This window comes from Solwaraspora sp. WMMD791 (assembly GCF_029581195.1).
In the GTDB taxonomy this organism is placed as follows: domain Bacteria; phylum Actinomycetota; class Actinomycetes; order Mycobacteriales; family Micromonosporaceae; genus Micromonospora_E.
Map to the genome: position 1 here is coordinate 4,176,717 of NZ_CP120737.1, position 15,288 is coordinate 4,192,004.

The window sequence follows — 15,288 nt, forward strand, 5'->3', positions numbered from 1 at the left end:
ATGAAGCGTACTGCCCTGGTGGAGGAGAGACAGAGCCACCGGATGACCCTGCTCCGTCGACACCTGCCCATCGTGATCCTGCTCGCCGCCGGAGTCGCGCTGCGCGTCGCCTACCTGATGGCGTACCAGCCGGCCTTCTGGTTCCACGGCGACAGCGGCGCCTACCTGTTGATGCTCGACCAGCCACTGGAGCCGCACCCGAACCGGCCGCTCGGCTACGTCCTGCTGCTGGCCGCGCTGGAGCCGACCCGCACCCTCGCCGCCGTCGCCGGCGTCCAGCACCTGCTCAGCCTGCTGCTCGCGGTCGGCCTGTACGCCCTGCTGCTGCACCGGGGAGTCGCCCGGTGGCTGGCCACGCTCGCCGCCGTACCGGTGATCTTCGACTCCCTGGTCCTCACCATGGGTCACTACCTGCTGCCCGACCTGCTCTTCATGGTGTTGTTCGCCACTGCCGTCGGCGCGCTGCTCTGGTCTCCCCGGCCGGGCCTGGTCGCCGCGATCGTCTCCGGCGGCCTGATCGCCGTCGCCTGGGTGACCAAACCCACGGCCCTGCCGGTCGCCCTGCTACTGGCGATCTATCTGGTCGTACGGCGGGTCGGCTGGCGTCCGGTGGTCGGCTACCTGGTCGCCTTCGCCGTGCCGTACGTCCTGGTGATGGTCTGGGTCGGTGACCGGCAGAGCGTCTACGGCGCGCAGAGCGGCACCGCCCTGTACGGCCGCGCCGCGATGATCGCCGACTGCGACCGGATCGAGCTGACCGACGAGGAACGTATCGCCTGCCCCGACCAGCAGCTCGGGCAGCGGTGGGACCGCGCGGACGCCTTCTTCTGGCGGCGGCCCGCCCGGCTCGGCGACTGGGTCTACACCGACGAGGGCACCCGGGTGCTGACCAGTTTCTCCCGGTCGGTGATCCGCCAGCAGCCCGGTGACTACCTGGCGACCGTCGGCAAGGAGAGCGCGGCGCACTTCGTGCCGGGCCTGTACCTCGGGCCGATGAACGACTGCCTACGGCAGCGGCTGGTGCCGCCGGTACGGTTCCGCTCCGCGGAGGTCCGCGTCGCGGACCACTGCCCGCCCGCCCAGGCCTCCGCCGACTATCATCCGCAGGTCGCCGAGCCGGCGGTGGCACCCCCGGCCACCGCGCTCAGCCGGGCCCTGCACTGGTACGGCACCTGGACCCGGGGCATTCCGGTGGTGCTGTCGCTGGCGGTGCTGTTGACCATCGCCGCGCTCGTCGCCGGCCGCCGGGTCGCCGGCTGGATCCGGCTCGACACGGTCCTGCTGGTGATCGCCGGTCCGGGTCTGGCCGTGTTCACCGTGGCGATCGGCATGTACGAACCCCGCTACGCGTTGCCGGCCCTGCCGCTGGCGGCGGCTGCGGCCGCGTTGGCCGCACAGGGTCTGATCCACCGCGATTCGCCGGGCACCCCGACAGCGGCCGACCACGCCGACAAGGGAGCACAGTCGGACTCCGACAAGGAAACACAGTAAGGCCCCGACAGGGAAGCGCAGTAATCGTAGAGGAATTCACGTCCAACATTTTTGCAAATGACCGTGACTACCTCTGGCGCAGCCGGGACACCGCAACTACGCTGGGCCGCGACTCCGGGATCGGCTCGCCCGCCGGTGCCCGGCCGTCCGGCAGCGCCCCCGATGTCGATGGAGCTGATACAGATCCGCCTATCTCGATTCAGCCGACGCCGCGACAGTTAGAAATGTCGCGGGTTCCATGATCCGCGTGAAATTGTTTCGCACCACGGTGTCGAATGTCGCCGGGTACGACGGATCACGCTGCCCGGATTCCCCCATCTCACCCGCTCATCTCCAAGGAGACAATCGATGTCTGCTGCCTCCCTGCCGCGCACCGGCACCAGCGCTGCGGTCACCATCGGTGGAATTGGCGGAATCGGCCAGTTGAGCCTTCCGCTACCGGCGGCCCTGGTGACCGCCGCGGTCACCATGATCGTCATTGGTGCGTTGCTCGTCCGGCTGTCCTTCCGTCCGGGTCGCCCCGCGTCGAACCGGTGACCGCGACCCTCGTCCCAGGGCGCACCTACGCCGCCGCCGCTGCCCTGCTGGCAGCGGTGGCGGTGTGGGCCGCCCACCATGCGCTTGCCGCGTTCGGCCTGCTCAGCCACGGCACCGGGCACCGCTTCACCGCGATCTACGTCCTCATGTACGGCCTTCTGGTGTGGCAGTTGGGGTTCGCCTACCTCAATCAGCCGTACCGGGTCGGCCGCGCCGGGCGGCGGGCCCTCGACACGCTCGACGTGGCGGCGCTCGTTCCGGTGTACAACGAGGACCCGACGGCGCTGCGCGCCTGCCTGGAATCGATGATCGGGCAGCACCGGCGACCCCGGACGATCGTGGTCGTCGACGACGGCTCCACCACCGGCACGGCCGCGTACGCAGAGGTCCGGGACTGGTTCGGGCCGGCCGCCACGCAGGCCGGGATCCGGCCGGTGTGGCGACGCCAGGACAACGCGGGCAAACGGCACGCGCAGGCCGCCGCCATCGCCGAGGCACCCGACGCCGACGTCTACTGGACCGTCGACTCGGACACGATCAGCGATCCGCGCGCCCTCGGCGAGCTGCTCGCGCCACTGGCCGACCCGGCAGTGCAGTCGGTCGCGGGGATCGTGATGGCCGCCAACGTCCGGTCGTCGCTGCTGACCCGCTTCACCGACCTGTGGTTCGTCGCCGGGCAGTTGACCGACCGGTCCAGCCTCTCCGTCCTCAACGCCGTCTGGGTCAACTCCGGACCGATCGCGGTGTATCGCGGCCCGGTGATCCGCGACAACCTGGACAGCTACCTCAACGAGACCTTCGCCGGGCGGCGGGTACCGTTCAGCGACGACTCGATGCTGACCCTGTTCGCGATGTTGGCTGGCCGGACCGTCCAGCAGCCCTCCGCGTTCGCCTTCGCGCTGATGCCCGAGAAGGCCGGCCACTTCCTGCGGATGTTCGTCCGTTGGATGCGGGGCTCGTTCATCCGGTCACTGTGGCGGATGCGCTACCTGCCGCTGCGCTCGTGGGCCTACTGGCTGCACCTGATCCGGTGGGCGACGACGCTGCTGTCCACGACGCTGTTCGTGACCGTGGCGGTGGTGATCCCGATCCAGGAGCCGTCGCTGGCCGCCCTGCCCTGGCTGGTGAGCGTCCCGATCGTCATCGGGTACGCGCAGTGCCTGCGGTACCTGACGATCCGCCGGTCCGACCAGTCGACTGCGTACCAGTGGGGCACCTGGGCGCTCGCGCCGATCGCGGTGGCCTGGGCGATGCTGGTGCTGCGCGCCACCCGCTGGTACGGCGTCGCCACCTGCTGGAAGACCGGCTGGGGCACCCGTGGCACCGTCGAGGTCGCCCTGGCGGCGGCCCCGATCCCCAGCCAGCGCGCCGGCGGCGTCGAACAGGTGCCGAACCCGGATGCCGAACTGGCGGCCCGCAGCTAGCCTGATCGGTCGTGCGGCGGGTATCGGTGGTCGGGGTGCCAGGGTCGGGGAAGTCCACTCTGGCCGCAGCGTTGGCGGCCAGGCTCGGCGTACCGCACGTCGAACTGGACGCGCTGTTCCATCAGCCGGACTGGCAGCCGACGCCGCCCGAGGAGTTCCGGGCCGCCGTCGCCGACGCGATCGCCGGCGACGGCTGGGTCACCGACGGCAACTACTCGTCGGTGCAGGAGACGATCTGGCAGCGCGCCGACACCGTGATCTGGTACGACCTGCCCCGCTGGCGGGTGATGCGCCAGATCGTGTGGCGTACCGTGCGCCGGGCGTGGAGTCGGGTGGAGCTGTGGAACGGCAACCGGGAACGCTGGACCAACCTGTTCAGCCGCGACCCGGAACGCTCGATCATCGTCTGGGCGTGGCAGCAGTACCCGCACTACCGCAGCCGGTACCAGGCCGCGACGACCGACTCCCGGTGGAGTCGGCTGCGGTTCGTCCGGATCACCTCACACGTCCAGGCCCGACGGCTGCTGCACGATCTGGACCGGTGAACTCCCGCGCCGAGCTGCGCCGTCAGGTGTCGTAGTCGACCGTGAGCCGGTCGGTGGTGGCGACGGACTGGCAGGTCAGCACGTAGCCGGCGGCCAGCTCGTCGGGCTCCAGGGCGTAGTTGCGGACCATCGACACCGCACCGTCGACCACCTTCGCGCGACAGGTGGAGCAGACCCCGCCCTTGCAGGCGTACGGCAGCTCGGAGCGGACCCGCAGCGCGGCGTCGAGCACCCGTTCGCCGGGCCTGGTCCGCACCGTCGAGGCCCGCCCGTCGAGCAGCACCGTCACCTCGGCGCCGGTGGCCTCGGTCGACACACCAGCGTCCATTGTGCCGCCGGACGATCCGGCGGTGGCGGGTGCGTCGCCGGCGTGGAACAGCTCGCTGTGCACCGCCCCGGCCGGCACCCCCCGGTCGGCGAGCACCTGCTGGGCCGTCGTCACCAGACCGTACGGTCCGCAGAGGAACCACTCGTCGATCCGGTCACCCGGCACCAGGGTGTCCAACAGCCGGCCGAACCGGGTGGCGTCGATCCGCCCGGACAACAGCTGGGCGCCGGTGACCTCCCGGGAGAGTACGTGCACCACCTGCAGCCGCGTCGGGTGCCGATCCTTCAGGTCGGCGATCTCGTCGGCGAACATGACGGTGTGCGCCGACCGGTTGCCGAAGATCAGGGTGAACCGGCTGGACTGCTCGACCGCCAACCCGGTGGCGAGCAGCGACAGCATCGGGGTGATGCCGGAGCCGCCGGCCAGCATGCCGTAGTGCCGGCTGCGCTGCGGGGTGAACCCGGTGGTGAAGTTCCCGAGCGGTGGCAGCACGTCCACGGTCGCCCCGACGGCGAGCTGACGCACCGCGTACCCGGAAAAGGCGCCGCCGGGCACGTGCCGCACGCCGATCCGCAGCCGGCCGTGGTCGTCGAGCTCCGCCGGGGTGGAGCAGATCGAGTACGAGCGGCGCACGTCGGGGCCGCCGGCCGGATCGACCAGCCGTACGGTCAGATGCTGCCCGGCGGCGAACCGGAACGCCTCGCGGACCGGCGGCGGTACGGCGAAGGTGACCGCGACCGCGTCGTCGGTGAGCCGGTCGACGGCGACGACCGGCAGTGGGTGGAACATCGGCCGCCGCCGGGTCGGCCGGCTGATCGTCACCGCCATCGCGGCACCACCCCCTCGCCCGCCATCACAGGGCCTTGATCTGCTCGAACGGTTCAGCGCAGGCCTGGCACCGCCACAGTGACTTGCAGGCGGTCGCGCCGAAGCGGCTGAGTTGCTCGGTCCGTGGCGACCCGCAGGCGGGGCAGCGCACGGTCAACGGCACGGGTACCGGCCCGGTGGCCGCCGGGTGCGGTGGGGCGATCCCGGCGGCGGCGAGCTTGTCCCGGCCGGCGGCGGAGATCCAGTCCGTGCTCCAGGCCGGGGCCAGCACGGTCACGACCGTCGCCTCGGCGAAGCCGGCGCGGGCCAGCGCCGCCCGGATCTCGCTGCGCATCAGCTCCATCGCCGGGCACCCCGTGTAGGTCGGGGTGATGGTCACCCGGACCGCGCCGGTGGCGTCGTCGATCTCGACGCCGCGCAGGATGCCGAGGTCGTCGATGGTGAGGACGCGGATCTCCGGATCGACCACCGCGGCGACCGCCGCCCGGGCAGCGGCCACGGGGGTCGCGGTCTGCCCGGCAGCGGCCACGGGGGTCGCGGTCTGCCCGGCAGCGGCCATGGGGGTCGCGGTCTGCCCGGTGGCGCTCACCACCGTGCTCCCGGATGTGCCCGGTGCACCACCTGCATCTCGGCCAGCAGGTAGGACAGGTGCTCGGTGTGCCGGCCGTGCCGGCCGCCGTCGGGTCGCCAACCGTCGTCGGGTCGACGCAGCGTCGCCTGGTCGAGGACCGGTCCGATCATGGCGAGCCAGCCGTCGCGCGGGTCGGCGACCCCGCCGCCGGGCAGCGGGGCGACCAGCTCGTGCGTGTACGGCCACAGCAGGTCGACCGCGTGCTGCATCCGGCGGTGCGACTCCTCGGTGCCGTCGCCGAGTCGCAGCGTCCAGATCCGGGCGTGGTCGAAGTGGTACGCCGATTCCTTCGCCGCCTTGGCGGCGATCGCCGCCAGCCGATCGTCGGGGCCGGACCGTAGCGCGGCGTAGAGCCGGCTCTGGGCCGCAGCGACGAACAGCAGCTTGCCGATGGCGACCGCGAAGTCGTCGTCGGGCAGTTCGACCAGCAGGCAGTTGCGGAACTCCTGGTCGGTACGCAGGTACGCCAGGGTGTCCTCGGTGATCGGATCATCCGCCGGGGCGGCCGGCACGGCACCGGGTGGCAGCTGCTCGGCGGCGTACGTCAGCAGCAGCCGGGCCACGCCGAGCTGGTCGAGCGCGATGTTGGCCAGCGCGACGTCCTCTTCGAGCTCGGGAGCCCGGGTGCACCACCAGGTCAACCGCTGGGCGGTGATCAACGCGTCGTCGGCCCAGCAGAGCAACTGGTCCACCGGGGTGCTGCCGCTCACAGGTGACGCACCCCGTCCGGCACCTGGTAGAAGGTGGGATGTCGGTAGACCTTGTCGGCGGCCGGGTCGAAGAAGGCGTCCTTCTCGTCCGGGCTGGAGGCGGTGATCGCCTCGGCCGGCACCACCCAGATCGAGACGCCTTCCTGGCGGCGGGTGTAGAGGTCGCGGGCATGCCGTAGGGCCAGCACCGCGTCGGGCGCGTGCAGGCTTCCGACATGGGTGTGGGCCAGACCGCGCCGGGGGCGGACGAAGACCTCCCACAGCGGGGTGGGGGTGGTGGCGCTGGCCTGCTCGCTCATCGGATGCCCGCCCCCGCCGTCGCGGCGGTACCGGTCGTGGTGGCCCGGGCCGCGGCGGTACCGGTCGTGGTGGCCCGGGCCGCGGCGGCGGACCGGGCGGCCTGCTTGTCGGCGTACGCCCGGGCGGCGGCGCGCACCCACCCGCCGGCGTCGTGCGCCGCCCGACGGTGGGCGAGCCGCTGCCGGTTGCAGGGACCGTCGCCGCTGATCACCCGGTGCAGTTCGGCGTAGTCGGGGGCGGTGAAGTCGTACGCCTGACGCTGCTCGTTCCAGCGCAGGTGCGGATCCGGCAAAGTCAGGCCGAGGGGCCCGATCTGCTGGACGCACATGTCGACGAAGCGTTGCCGCAGCTCGTCGTTGGAGAAGCGCTTGATCTTCCAGCTCATCGACTGGGCAGAGTGGGTGGAGTCGACGTCGGGCGGGCCGAACATGGCCAGGGAGGGGTACCACCAGCGGTCGACGGCGTCCTGGGCCATCTGCCGTTGGGCCGAGGTGCCATGGGCGAGGGTGTGCAGGATCTCGTACCCCTGGCGCTGGTGGAACGACTCCTCCTTGCAGATGCGGATCATGGCGCGGGCGTACGGGCCGTACGAGCAGCGGCACAGCGGCACCTGGTTGATGATGGCGGCGCCGTCCACCAGCCAGCCGATGGCGCCGACGTCGGCCCAGGTCAGCGTGGGGTAGTTGAAGATGGAGCTGTACTTCTGCCGGCCGGACAACAGCAGGTCGACGAGCTCCTCGCGGGTCACTCCGAGGGTTTCGGCGGCGGCGTAGAGGTAGAGGCCGTGGCCCGCCTCGTCCTGGACCTTGGCCAGCAGGATCGCCTTGCGGTGCAGGCTGGGGGCCCGGCTGAGCCAGTTCCCTTCGGGCTGCATACCGATGATCTCCGAGTGCGCGTGCTGGGCGATCTGCCGGATCAGGGTGCGCCGGTAGCCGTCCGGCATCCAGTCGCGCGGCTCGATCTTCTGGTCCGCCTCGATGGTCCCGGTGAAGTACCCGGCGGGATCGTCACTGCATACCGGGTCGGTCTCCGCCCCGACCCGGTGGCGGGCTGCGGCCGCCCGCAACTCCGCCTCGGCGGCCTCGACCTCGTCGAGGATGCCGCCCGGTGCTTCACGCATCGACTGGGGGTGATCGCCGTCCACCCGTCCAGTGTTACAACCAATCCACCCCCACGCCAAGACCTGTAACAAAACAGTCCAGACTCCGGACAACTTCGGGCACCGGGGAGACGTGCCACCGGCGATCCCGTGAGGCAACTCACCGCAGACATGATTCTGATCCACCTATTGTGCCATTATTATCGAACTAAATGGACATAACAGTTTATTTTTGCCGCAATTAACCTGAACTTGAAACTCCCTCCCCTGGCCGATCGAGGTTTCCGACGTAAACTGCCCTGTGTCGCGCCGGGCCCACCGAGCGCGCCAGGCCGGACACCCATCGTCGATCAGGACACCCGACGCAGGATCATCCACGCTCACCTCCCGGAGCAGCCCCCCATGACTTCACGCGTGACGGTCACTGTCGTGCTGGCAGCCCTGGTGGTCGGTGCCGTCCTGATGATCCCCACCGCTTCGGCACGCCTGGTGGGCGAGATGACGTCGACCATAGGCAACCAGCCGGCGACCGCGCTGACCGAATCGACGCCGACCGCCCCCGAGTCCCCTGAGCCGCCCGCCGTACCGACGCTGCGGGCAGCACCGGTCTCCGTCCCCGTCGACGGCTTCCTCTCCTGGGCGCTGCTGGACCGGGCCAGCGGCGAGATCAGCGGCTCGGACAACATCACCGAGACCAGCTCGACCGAGTCGATGATCAAAATCTGGATCGTCTCCGACTACCTGCGCGAACTGGGCGAGGTCGAGCCGGGCCCCGACAACCTGGCACAGGCCGCGCTGGCCATCCGGGACAGCGACGACGACGCGACGAACCGGCTCTACTACGCCGCCGGCGGCGACATCGTGCTCGACCGGATGATCAAGATGTGCGGGTTGGCGCAGACCCGGGCGGTGATCCCGCCAGGGGAACGCAACATCTGGTGGAGCTACACCCAGATGTCCGCCCGCGACGCCGTCCTGATGGGCGAATGTGTCCGCAACGGCACCGCCGCCGGGCCGAAATGGACCGACTGGGTGCTGAGCCAGATGACGCAGGTCCGAGGCAGCACCGCGGTGGCGGACCAGCAGGCCCGCTCCGGCGGCGGCCGTTGGGGGATCGTCGACGGGCTGCCACAGAGCCTCCTCGACGAGGTCGAGGTCGGGATCAAGAACGGCTGGACCCGGATCTGGGCCGACGCGTCCTGGCACCTGAACTGCCTCGCGGTCACCGACGACTGGGTGCTCGCCGTGATGACCCGCTACCCCGGCGAGTACGGACTCGACTACGGTGCCAACCTCTGCCGCGACGTCACCCGGCAACTGGTCACCCCGCACGCCGGCGCGTCGATCCAGCTTCCCGCCGCTGCCACGCCCGCAGCCCGTAGCTGACATGGCGGATCAGCACCCCACCGACCGGGCCGGTGACGTTCCACGCCCCCGGATCCCGGTCACGCACGCCCGGCCGGCCGGCATCGCCCGCCACGGCCGGCGCCCTGGCCGGTGCCGCTGGCCGGTGCCGCTGGCGCTGGCCGGGGTGCTGGTGATGATCGCTGCCACGGTCGCCGCCCTACGGTTCGTCCCCGACGCGCCACTGGCCAGCGCAGCCGAGCAGCCCGCCGGGCAGTGGCGCGACGGCGTACCGCAGTCGGATCCCACACCCACCCCGCAGGCCAGCCCGACGCTGCCACCGCTGGCGGTCGCGCCGGCCGACGTACGACTCGACGTCGACGGCTGGTGGTCGTGGGCGCTGCTCGACCAGCGCACCGGGGAGATCCACGGGTCGGCCAACCTCGCCGAGACCAGCACCACCGCGTCGTTGATCAAGGCGTGGATCGCGGCCGACTACCTGCGCCGGGCCGCCGAGGCCGGCCGTACGCCGGACGACTACCGGATGTACCAACTGGAGATCATGATCCGGGACAGCGACAACGCGGTGGCGGAGCAGCTCTGGCAGGAGATCGGCCGGTCAGCGGCGATCGACCGGATGATCGACATCTGCGGCCTCACCGACAGCAGCTCCACCGAGAACCGGTGGAGCACCACTCTGCTGTCCCCCCGCGACGTCGCCCGACTCGGAGCCTGCATCGCCGACGGGCGGGCGGCCGGCGCCACCTGGACGGACTGGTTGCTGACCCAGATGCGCACCGTCCGCAGCCCCGGCGACTTCGGCGTACTGCAGGCCTTCGACGGCGACGAGGCAGCCGGCATCGCCATCAAGAACGGCTGGGTGATCCGCGACGAGGAACAGCAGTGGCACGTCAACTGCCTGGCGATCGGTGACGGCTGGACCATCGGGGTGATGGTCCGCTTCCCGACCAGCCACGACTACAGCTATGGCGGCCGGGTGTGCCAGGACCTGGCTGCCCAGCTCCGTGCGGCGGCAGCGACACCGGCGGAGTCCGCGGCACCGCCGGACGTCGAGGTCGACGTCGACGGCACAGGCGCGGAGGCGGGCACAGGCGCGGGGGCGGGCCGGTCGTCAGGCCAGGAAGAACTCCGGGCCGTCAGCGGGTAGCGGCGGCGCCTCGCCGAGCAGGGCGGCCCGGCCGGCGAACTCCCGCAGGCCGGCCACCTGCCGGTCGCCGAGGGAGAAATCCAACACCCGGAAGTACGACGCCAGCGTCGCCGCGTCGAACGGCTCCCACCGGGCGGCTGCCTGCGCCACGTCGTCGAGCTCGGCCAGGCACAGATCCCGGGAGCGCAGGAAGGCCTGGTGGACCTCCTTGACCCGGCCAGGATGGGCGGCGGCGAAGTCGCGGCGTACCGCCCAGACGGCGAACACCATCGGCAGGCCGGTCCAGTCCCGCCAGGCCTGCCCCAGGTCGGTCACGGTCAGACCACGGGCGGGGGCCTCGTAGTGGGCCCGCAGCGCGACGTCGCCGATCAGCACCGCCGCGTCCGCCTCCAGCAGCATCTGGGTGAGGTCCGGCGGGCAGGTGAAGAACTCCGGGGCGACCCCGTACCGCTGCGCCAGCAGCATCCGGGCCAGCAACACCCCGGTACGCGAGGTGGACCCGAGGGCGACCGGCCGGCCCGACAGCTCCTCCAGTGGTCGGGTGGCGACGACGTTCACCGACAGCACCGGGCCGTCGCTGCCCACGGCGATCTGCGGCAGCAGCAGCAGGTCGTCTGCGTGCCGCAGATACTCGACCAGCGAGATCGGGCCGATGTCGAGGTCACCGGCGACCAGGGCGGCGCTGAGCCGCTCCGGCGAGTCCTTGTGCAGGTCGACGTCGAGCAGCGCGCCGGAGCGCATCAGCCCCCAGTAGATGGGCAGGCAGTTCAGAAACTGGATGTGCCCGACCCGGGGCCGGCGCAGCTCGCCGGCCGCTCCCCCGTCACCACGACTCATGATCCCCACCGTAACGGGCGGTCCGTCGACCGGCGCGGGTACGCGGCCGACGAGTGGCGAACCCCGCAGTCCGGGGCGGCCCGAGGACCCGGACGGACGTTCGTCGCCGCCTGCCGGAATCGGCCCCGGACCGCTCGCGATGCGGTAGCAACAATGGTAGGAACGAGGTAGCATCGCGGTATGAAGGTCAGTGTGAGTCTGCCCGACGACGACCTCGCCTTCGTGGAACGCTATGCCCGCGACCGCGGCAAGACGCGCTCCGCCGTCCTGCACGAGGCCGTCCAGTTGCTGCGTCGGCGCGACCTGGCCGCCGAGTACGAGTCGGCGAACGACGAGTGGGTCTCCAGTGGCGAGGCCGAACTCTGGGACGCGGTGACCGGAGACCCGCTGCGGTGAGACGAGGTGACGTGGTCCTGGTCGACCTCAACCCCATCATCGGAGCGGAGGCCGCCAAGCGTCGACCGTCGGTCGTGGTCAGCAACGACGCCGCCAACCGCAGCGCGGTCTCGCGCGGCCGGGGCGTCATCACCGTCGCGCCGGTGACCAGCAACACCGCCCGGGTCTACCCGTTCCAGGTCCTGCTGCCGCCGGATCCGGCCTGCGGGCTGACCGTTGCCTCCAAATGCCAGGCCGAGCAGATCCGCTCCATCGACGTCGCCCGGGTGCACCGCCGGCTCGGCGCACTCTCCCCGGAGCAGCTCCGGGACCTCGACGACGCCATCCGGCTGCACCTGGACCTGTGAGGTCGCCGCACCGGCCCCGACGCCACACCCGGCGGACAGCGTACGGGTCGAAATCGGTGGAGGACGCCGGCGACGGCGAGTAGTGTCACTGGTCGCTTGACGGCCATGGTGAACAGGCACCGTTGACGGACGTCACCGCGCCGGGGCCCCGACGGGCGACCCGGACACGCGAGCGAGCACGCCGACGATCCGCGCTGGAGTCCGCATGCCCGTACCAGATCTCGACACCGAACTCGACACCGAACGCGCCCACCTGGCCGCGTCCCGCGCCGCGCTGCAGCGGATGCGGCAGCGGGCGGAGACCCTCTTCGCCGCCGGGGACACCGTCGCCGGGGACGCGTACACCGCCGAGACCCTCGGCCGGCACCTGTCCCGACGGGTCGCCGAACTGGCTGACGACCCACACACCCCGCTGTTCTTCGGCCGCCTCGACTTCGGCCCGGCCGAGGAGACGGCACCGACCGACGAGGGCGCCGGACCGGCCGACCACACCGTAGGCCGCTACCACATCGGCCGGCGGCACGTCGCCGACGACGCCGGCGAACCGCTGGTCCTGGACTGGCGGGCACCGGTCAGCCGCGCCTTCTACCAGGCCAGCGCCGCCAACCCGCAGCAGATACGGGTCCGCCGCCGGTTCGGCTACGTCGGTGGCGACATCACCGGCTTCGAGGACGAACACCTCGACCGGGGCGAGGAGCTCGGCACCAGCTCCCGCATCCTCACCACCGAGATCGAACGGCCCCGCGTCGGACCGATGCGCGACATCGTCGCCACCATCCAGCCGGAACAGGACGCGCTGGTCCGCGCCGACCTGGGCACCTCGATCTGCGTACAGGGGGCGCCCGGCACCGGCAAGACCGCCGTCGGCCTGCACCGGGCCGCGTACCTGCTGTACGCCTACCGGGAGCGGCTGCGCCGTGCCGGGGTGCTGATCATCGGACCGAACCGGGCGTTCCTGGCGTACATCGCGAACGTGCTGCCCGCTCTCGGCGAGGTCGAGGTCGCCCAGTGCACGATCGCCGACCTGATCGACGCGGTGCCGGTCCGCGGCGTCGACGATCCCGCCGTCGCCGCGCTCAAACACGACCCCCGGATGGCCGAGGTGATGCGCCGGGCCGTCGCGGCGTACCTCGGCGAGCCGCAGTCCCCGATCACGGTCGCCGACGGCTCGTACCGCTGGCGGATCGGGGCCGAGGCTCTGCACCGGGTCGTCGCCACGGTCCGCGCCGAGAATCCGCCGTACCTGCTCGGCCGGGAACGGGTGCTGGCCCGCGTCGTGGCGCTGCTGCAACGCCAGGCCGAGACCCGGCGGGCGGAGTCGCCCAGCGACGCCTGGCTGCGGCGGATGGCGCGGGTCGCCCCGGTACGCGGCTTCCTGGACCAGGTCTGGCCCGCACTGACCGCACCGCAGGTGGTGGCGGCGCTCCTCACCGACGCGCGCCGACTGGCCGACGCGGCGGCCGGGGTGCTCGACGACGCCGAGCAGGCGGCGCTGATCCGTCCGGCAGCCCGCTCGCTGGGCAGTGTGCGGTGGACCGACGCCGACCTGGTGCTGATCGACGAGGTCGCCGGACTGCTGCACCGGCCGGCCGGGTTCGGCCACGTCATCGTCGACGAGGCACAGGACCTGTCCCCGATGCAGTGTCGGGTGATCGCCCGGCGCAGCGAACACGGCTCGATCACCCTGCTCGGTGACCTGGCGCAGGGCACCGCCGCGTGGGCGGCCACCGACTGGCGCGACGCCCTGACCCATCTTGGCCGCCCGCAGACCCAGGTGGTGCCGCTGTCGGTCGGGTTCCGGGTGCCGGCGGTGGTGGTAGCGCTGGCCAACCGGTTGCTGCCCGCCCTCGGGGTGGACGTGCCCCCGGCCGTGTCACTGCGACGCGACGGCTCGCTGTCCGTGCGTACCGTCGCCGACCTGGCGGCCGCCACGGTGGCCGAGGTCCGCGCGGCCCTGACGCACGACGGCTCGGTCGGGGTGATCGCCGCACGGGACGCGACCGCCGGCCTGCGGGCGGCGCTGTCCGACGCCGACGTCCCGACCACCGACGTCGACGACCCCGACCCGGCGGTACGGGTGACCGTGGTCGCCGCCACCGACGTCAAGGGCCTGGAGTACGACCACGTGGTGGTCGTCGAGCCCGCGCAGATCGTCGCCGCCGAGCCACGCGGCCTGCACCGGCTGTACGTCGTGCTGACCCGCGCGGTGTCCCGGCTGGTGGTGCTGCACTGCGCGCCGCTACCGGCCCCGCTAGCAGACGACTGAGTGTCACCACCCCGGACCCGCTCCGGTCCGGTGCCGGCAGCTGCGGAACAATCGCCAGGTGAGCGAGGAGAAGCCGACCGGCGGCGGGCTGCGCCGGCTGCTCGCCTTCCTGCTCGCCGTCGCACCGGTCGCCCTAGTGCCGGTCACCGCCGAGCTGCTGCGCCACCGGCTGCCACACCGGCTGCCGATGCACTGGGACGCCGCCGACGTGGTCGACGCGACGAGTTCGCTGACCAACAGCGTCACCGGGTACACGATCGGCGCCTCCGTCGGGGCGGTACTCGCCGCCGTCGGGGTGCTGCCGCTGGGGCTGCGGTGGCGGCTCCGCCGGTGGCTGATCACCATCGGCGCGGCGGTGGCGGCCTTCGTCGCCGCGATCTGGCTGACCACGGTGTCACTGTCGATCGACGTACTGGATCCGGCGCAGGCACCGGCACCGAGCTGGCACGTGCCGGCGCTGCTGATCGGCGTCAGCGGCTGGACGTTGGCGGCGTACCGGGCCTGCGGCCCACCACCGGCGGCGCCGGCGGCGGCCGGCCGACCCGCCGCCGACCTGCCCCGGGTGCCGCTGCCGCCCGGTACGGACAGCTGGACCGCGCCGACGGCGGTGTCCCGCCACGGGTTCTGGCTGCTGGTCCCGCTACTGCTGCTGACCGTGCTGATCGGGTTCTGGCTCAACATCTGGGCGGCCAGCCCGGCGCTGCTCGCCGCGCTGCTGGTGGGCCTGATGCTGGTCAACCGGCTGAGCATCGACCGGGCCGGCATCCACATCGGGTTCGGCCCGTTCGGCTGGCCCCGGCTGACGGTCCCGGCACGGGAAATCGTCGGCGCGGTCGAAACCACCGTCCGGGTCTCCGAGTGGGGCGGCTGGGGATACCGGCTGCACCCCGACATGCGGGGTCGCGGCCTGATCACCGGATCCGGCCCGGGAGTACGGGTCGAGCTGTCCGGCGGGAGGTACTTCGTGGCGAGCACCCGGGACGCGGCGACCGTGGCCGGGCTCGTCAACACCGTCGCCGACCTCGTCGAACGCTGAA

General features: G+C 71.8%; 15 protein-coding genes and 1 pseudogene. 10 read left to right on the forward strand and 6 right to left on the reverse strand.

What is annotated here, in order from left to right; all coding sequences use genetic code 11:
- The 4 genes from O7623_RS18550 to O7623_RS18565 all read left to right on the forward strand — a co-directional run bounded on the left by O7623_RS18550 (position 1) and on the right by O7623_RS18565 (position 3,997).
- Positions 1–1,491: a hypothetical protein gene (locus tag O7623_RS18550; protein ID WP_282224287.1), complete on the forward strand. Its 1,491-nt coding sequence runs from the start codon at positions 1–3 to the stop codon at positions 1,489–1,491.
- 348 nt (positions 1,492–1,839) lie between these two features.
- The gene (locus O7623_RS18555; RefSeq protein WP_282224288.1) at positions 1,840–2,028 is read left to right on the forward strand and encodes a hypothetical protein; all 189 of its coding nucleotides are present in this window, start codon (positions 1,840–1,842) and stop codon (positions 2,026–2,028) included.
- On the forward strand, positions 2,025–3,452 hold the full coding sequence (locus tag O7623_RS18560; protein ID WP_282224289.1) for a glycosyltransferase: 1,428 nt from the start codon (positions 2,025–2,027) through the stop codon (positions 3,450–3,452). The genes O7623_RS18555 and O7623_RS18560 overlap by 4 nt, the downstream gene beginning before the upstream one ends.
- An 11-nt stretch (positions 3,453–3,463) precedes the next feature.
- Positions 3,464–3,997 (forward strand): AAA family ATPase, encoded by a 534-nt coding sequence (locus O7623_RS18565; RefSeq protein WP_282224290.1) that lies wholly within the window; start codon positions 3,464–3,466, stop codon positions 3,995–3,997.
- A gap of 22 nt (positions 3,998–4,019) precedes the next feature.
- Here the strand turns inward: O7623_RS18565 and paaE are convergent, their stop codons facing one another.
- From paaE to paaA, 5 genes and pseudogenes are all read right to left on the reverse strand, one after another.
- Entirely contained in the window at positions 4,020–5,153 is a 1,134-nt protein-coding gene (gene paaE / locus O7623_RS18570) for a 1,2-phenylacetyl-CoA epoxidase subunit PaaE (RefSeq protein ID WP_282224291.1), read from the reverse strand.
- Positions 5,154–5,178: 25 nt separating this feature from the next.
- On the reverse strand, positions 5,179–5,652 hold the full coding sequence (gene paaD, locus O7623_RS18575) for a 1,2-phenylacetyl-CoA epoxidase subunit PaaD (protein WP_282229468.1): 474 nt from the start codon (positions 5,650–5,652) through the stop codon (positions 5,179–5,181).
- A gap of 86 nt (positions 5,653–5,738) precedes the next feature.
- The gene (gene paaC, locus O7623_RS18580; RefSeq protein ID WP_282224292.1) at positions 5,739–6,494 is read right to left on the reverse strand and encodes a 1,2-phenylacetyl-CoA epoxidase subunit PaaC; all 756 of its coding nucleotides are present in this window, start codon (positions 6,492–6,494) and stop codon (positions 5,739–5,741) included.
- Positions 6,491–6,793, reverse strand: coding sequence for a 1,2-phenylacetyl-CoA epoxidase subunit PaaB (gene paaB / locus O7623_RS18585; RefSeq protein WP_282224293.1), 303 nt, complete (start codon positions 6,791–6,793; stop codon positions 6,491–6,493). Before paaB ends, paaC begins: the two co-directional genes overlap by 4 nt.
- Positions 6,794–6,885: 92 nt before the next feature.
- A pseudogene (paaA, locus tag O7623_RS18590) lies at positions 6,886–7,914 on the reverse strand (1,2-phenylacetyl-CoA epoxidase subunit PaaA); the annotation flags it as partial.
- A 381-nt stretch (positions 7,915–8,295) separates the two neighbouring features.
- Here paaA and O7623_RS18595 point away from each other — a divergent pair.
- Entirely contained in the window at positions 8,296–9,279 is a 984-nt protein-coding gene (locus O7623_RS18595) for a hypothetical protein (RefSeq protein WP_282224294.1), read from the forward strand.
- Positions 9,280–9,433: 154 nt separating this feature from the next.
- Positions 9,434–10,405, forward strand: a complete 972-nt coding sequence (locus tag O7623_RS18600; protein ID WP_282229469.1) for a serine hydrolase — start codon at positions 9,434–9,436, stop codon at positions 10,403–10,405.
- Here O7623_RS18600 and O7623_RS18605 read toward each other — a convergent pair.
- Positions 10,370–11,242, reverse strand: a complete 873-nt coding sequence (locus O7623_RS18605) for a menaquinone biosynthesis protein (RefSeq protein ID WP_282224295.1) — start codon at positions 11,240–11,242, stop codon at positions 10,370–10,372. The two genes, O7623_RS18600 and O7623_RS18605, sit on opposite strands and share 36 nt — an antisense overlap.
- A gap of 180 nt (positions 11,243–11,422) precedes the next feature.
- Here O7623_RS18605 and O7623_RS18610 point away from each other — a divergent pair, with 180 nt between their 5' ends.
- The 4 genes from O7623_RS18610 to O7623_RS18625 all read left to right on the forward strand — a co-directional run bounded on the left by O7623_RS18610 (position 11,423) and on the right by O7623_RS18625 (position 15,287).
- Positions 11,423–11,638, forward strand: a complete 216-nt coding sequence (locus O7623_RS18610; RefSeq protein ID WP_282224296.1) for a ribbon-helix-helix protein, CopG family — start codon at positions 11,423–11,425, stop codon at positions 11,636–11,638.
- Positions 11,635–11,985, forward strand: coding sequence for a type II toxin-antitoxin system PemK/MazF family toxin (locus O7623_RS18615; protein WP_282224297.1), 351 nt, complete (start codon positions 11,635–11,637; stop codon positions 11,983–11,985). Before O7623_RS18610 ends, O7623_RS18615 begins: the two co-directional genes overlap by 4 nt.
- A 205-nt stretch (positions 11,986–12,190) precedes the next feature.
- On the forward strand, positions 12,191–14,251 hold the full coding sequence (locus tag O7623_RS18620; RefSeq protein WP_282224298.1) for an AAA family ATPase: 2,061 nt from the start codon (positions 12,191–12,193) through the stop codon (positions 14,249–14,251).
- A 58-nt stretch (positions 14,252–14,309) separates the two neighbouring features.
- Positions 14,310–15,287 carry a hypothetical protein gene (locus O7623_RS18625; RefSeq protein ID WP_282224299.1) on the forward strand — a complete coding sequence of 326 codons (978 nt, stop codon included), beginning with the start codon at positions 14,310–14,312 and terminating at the stop codon, positions 15,285–15,287.
- Position 15,288 lies beyond the last annotated feature (1 nt).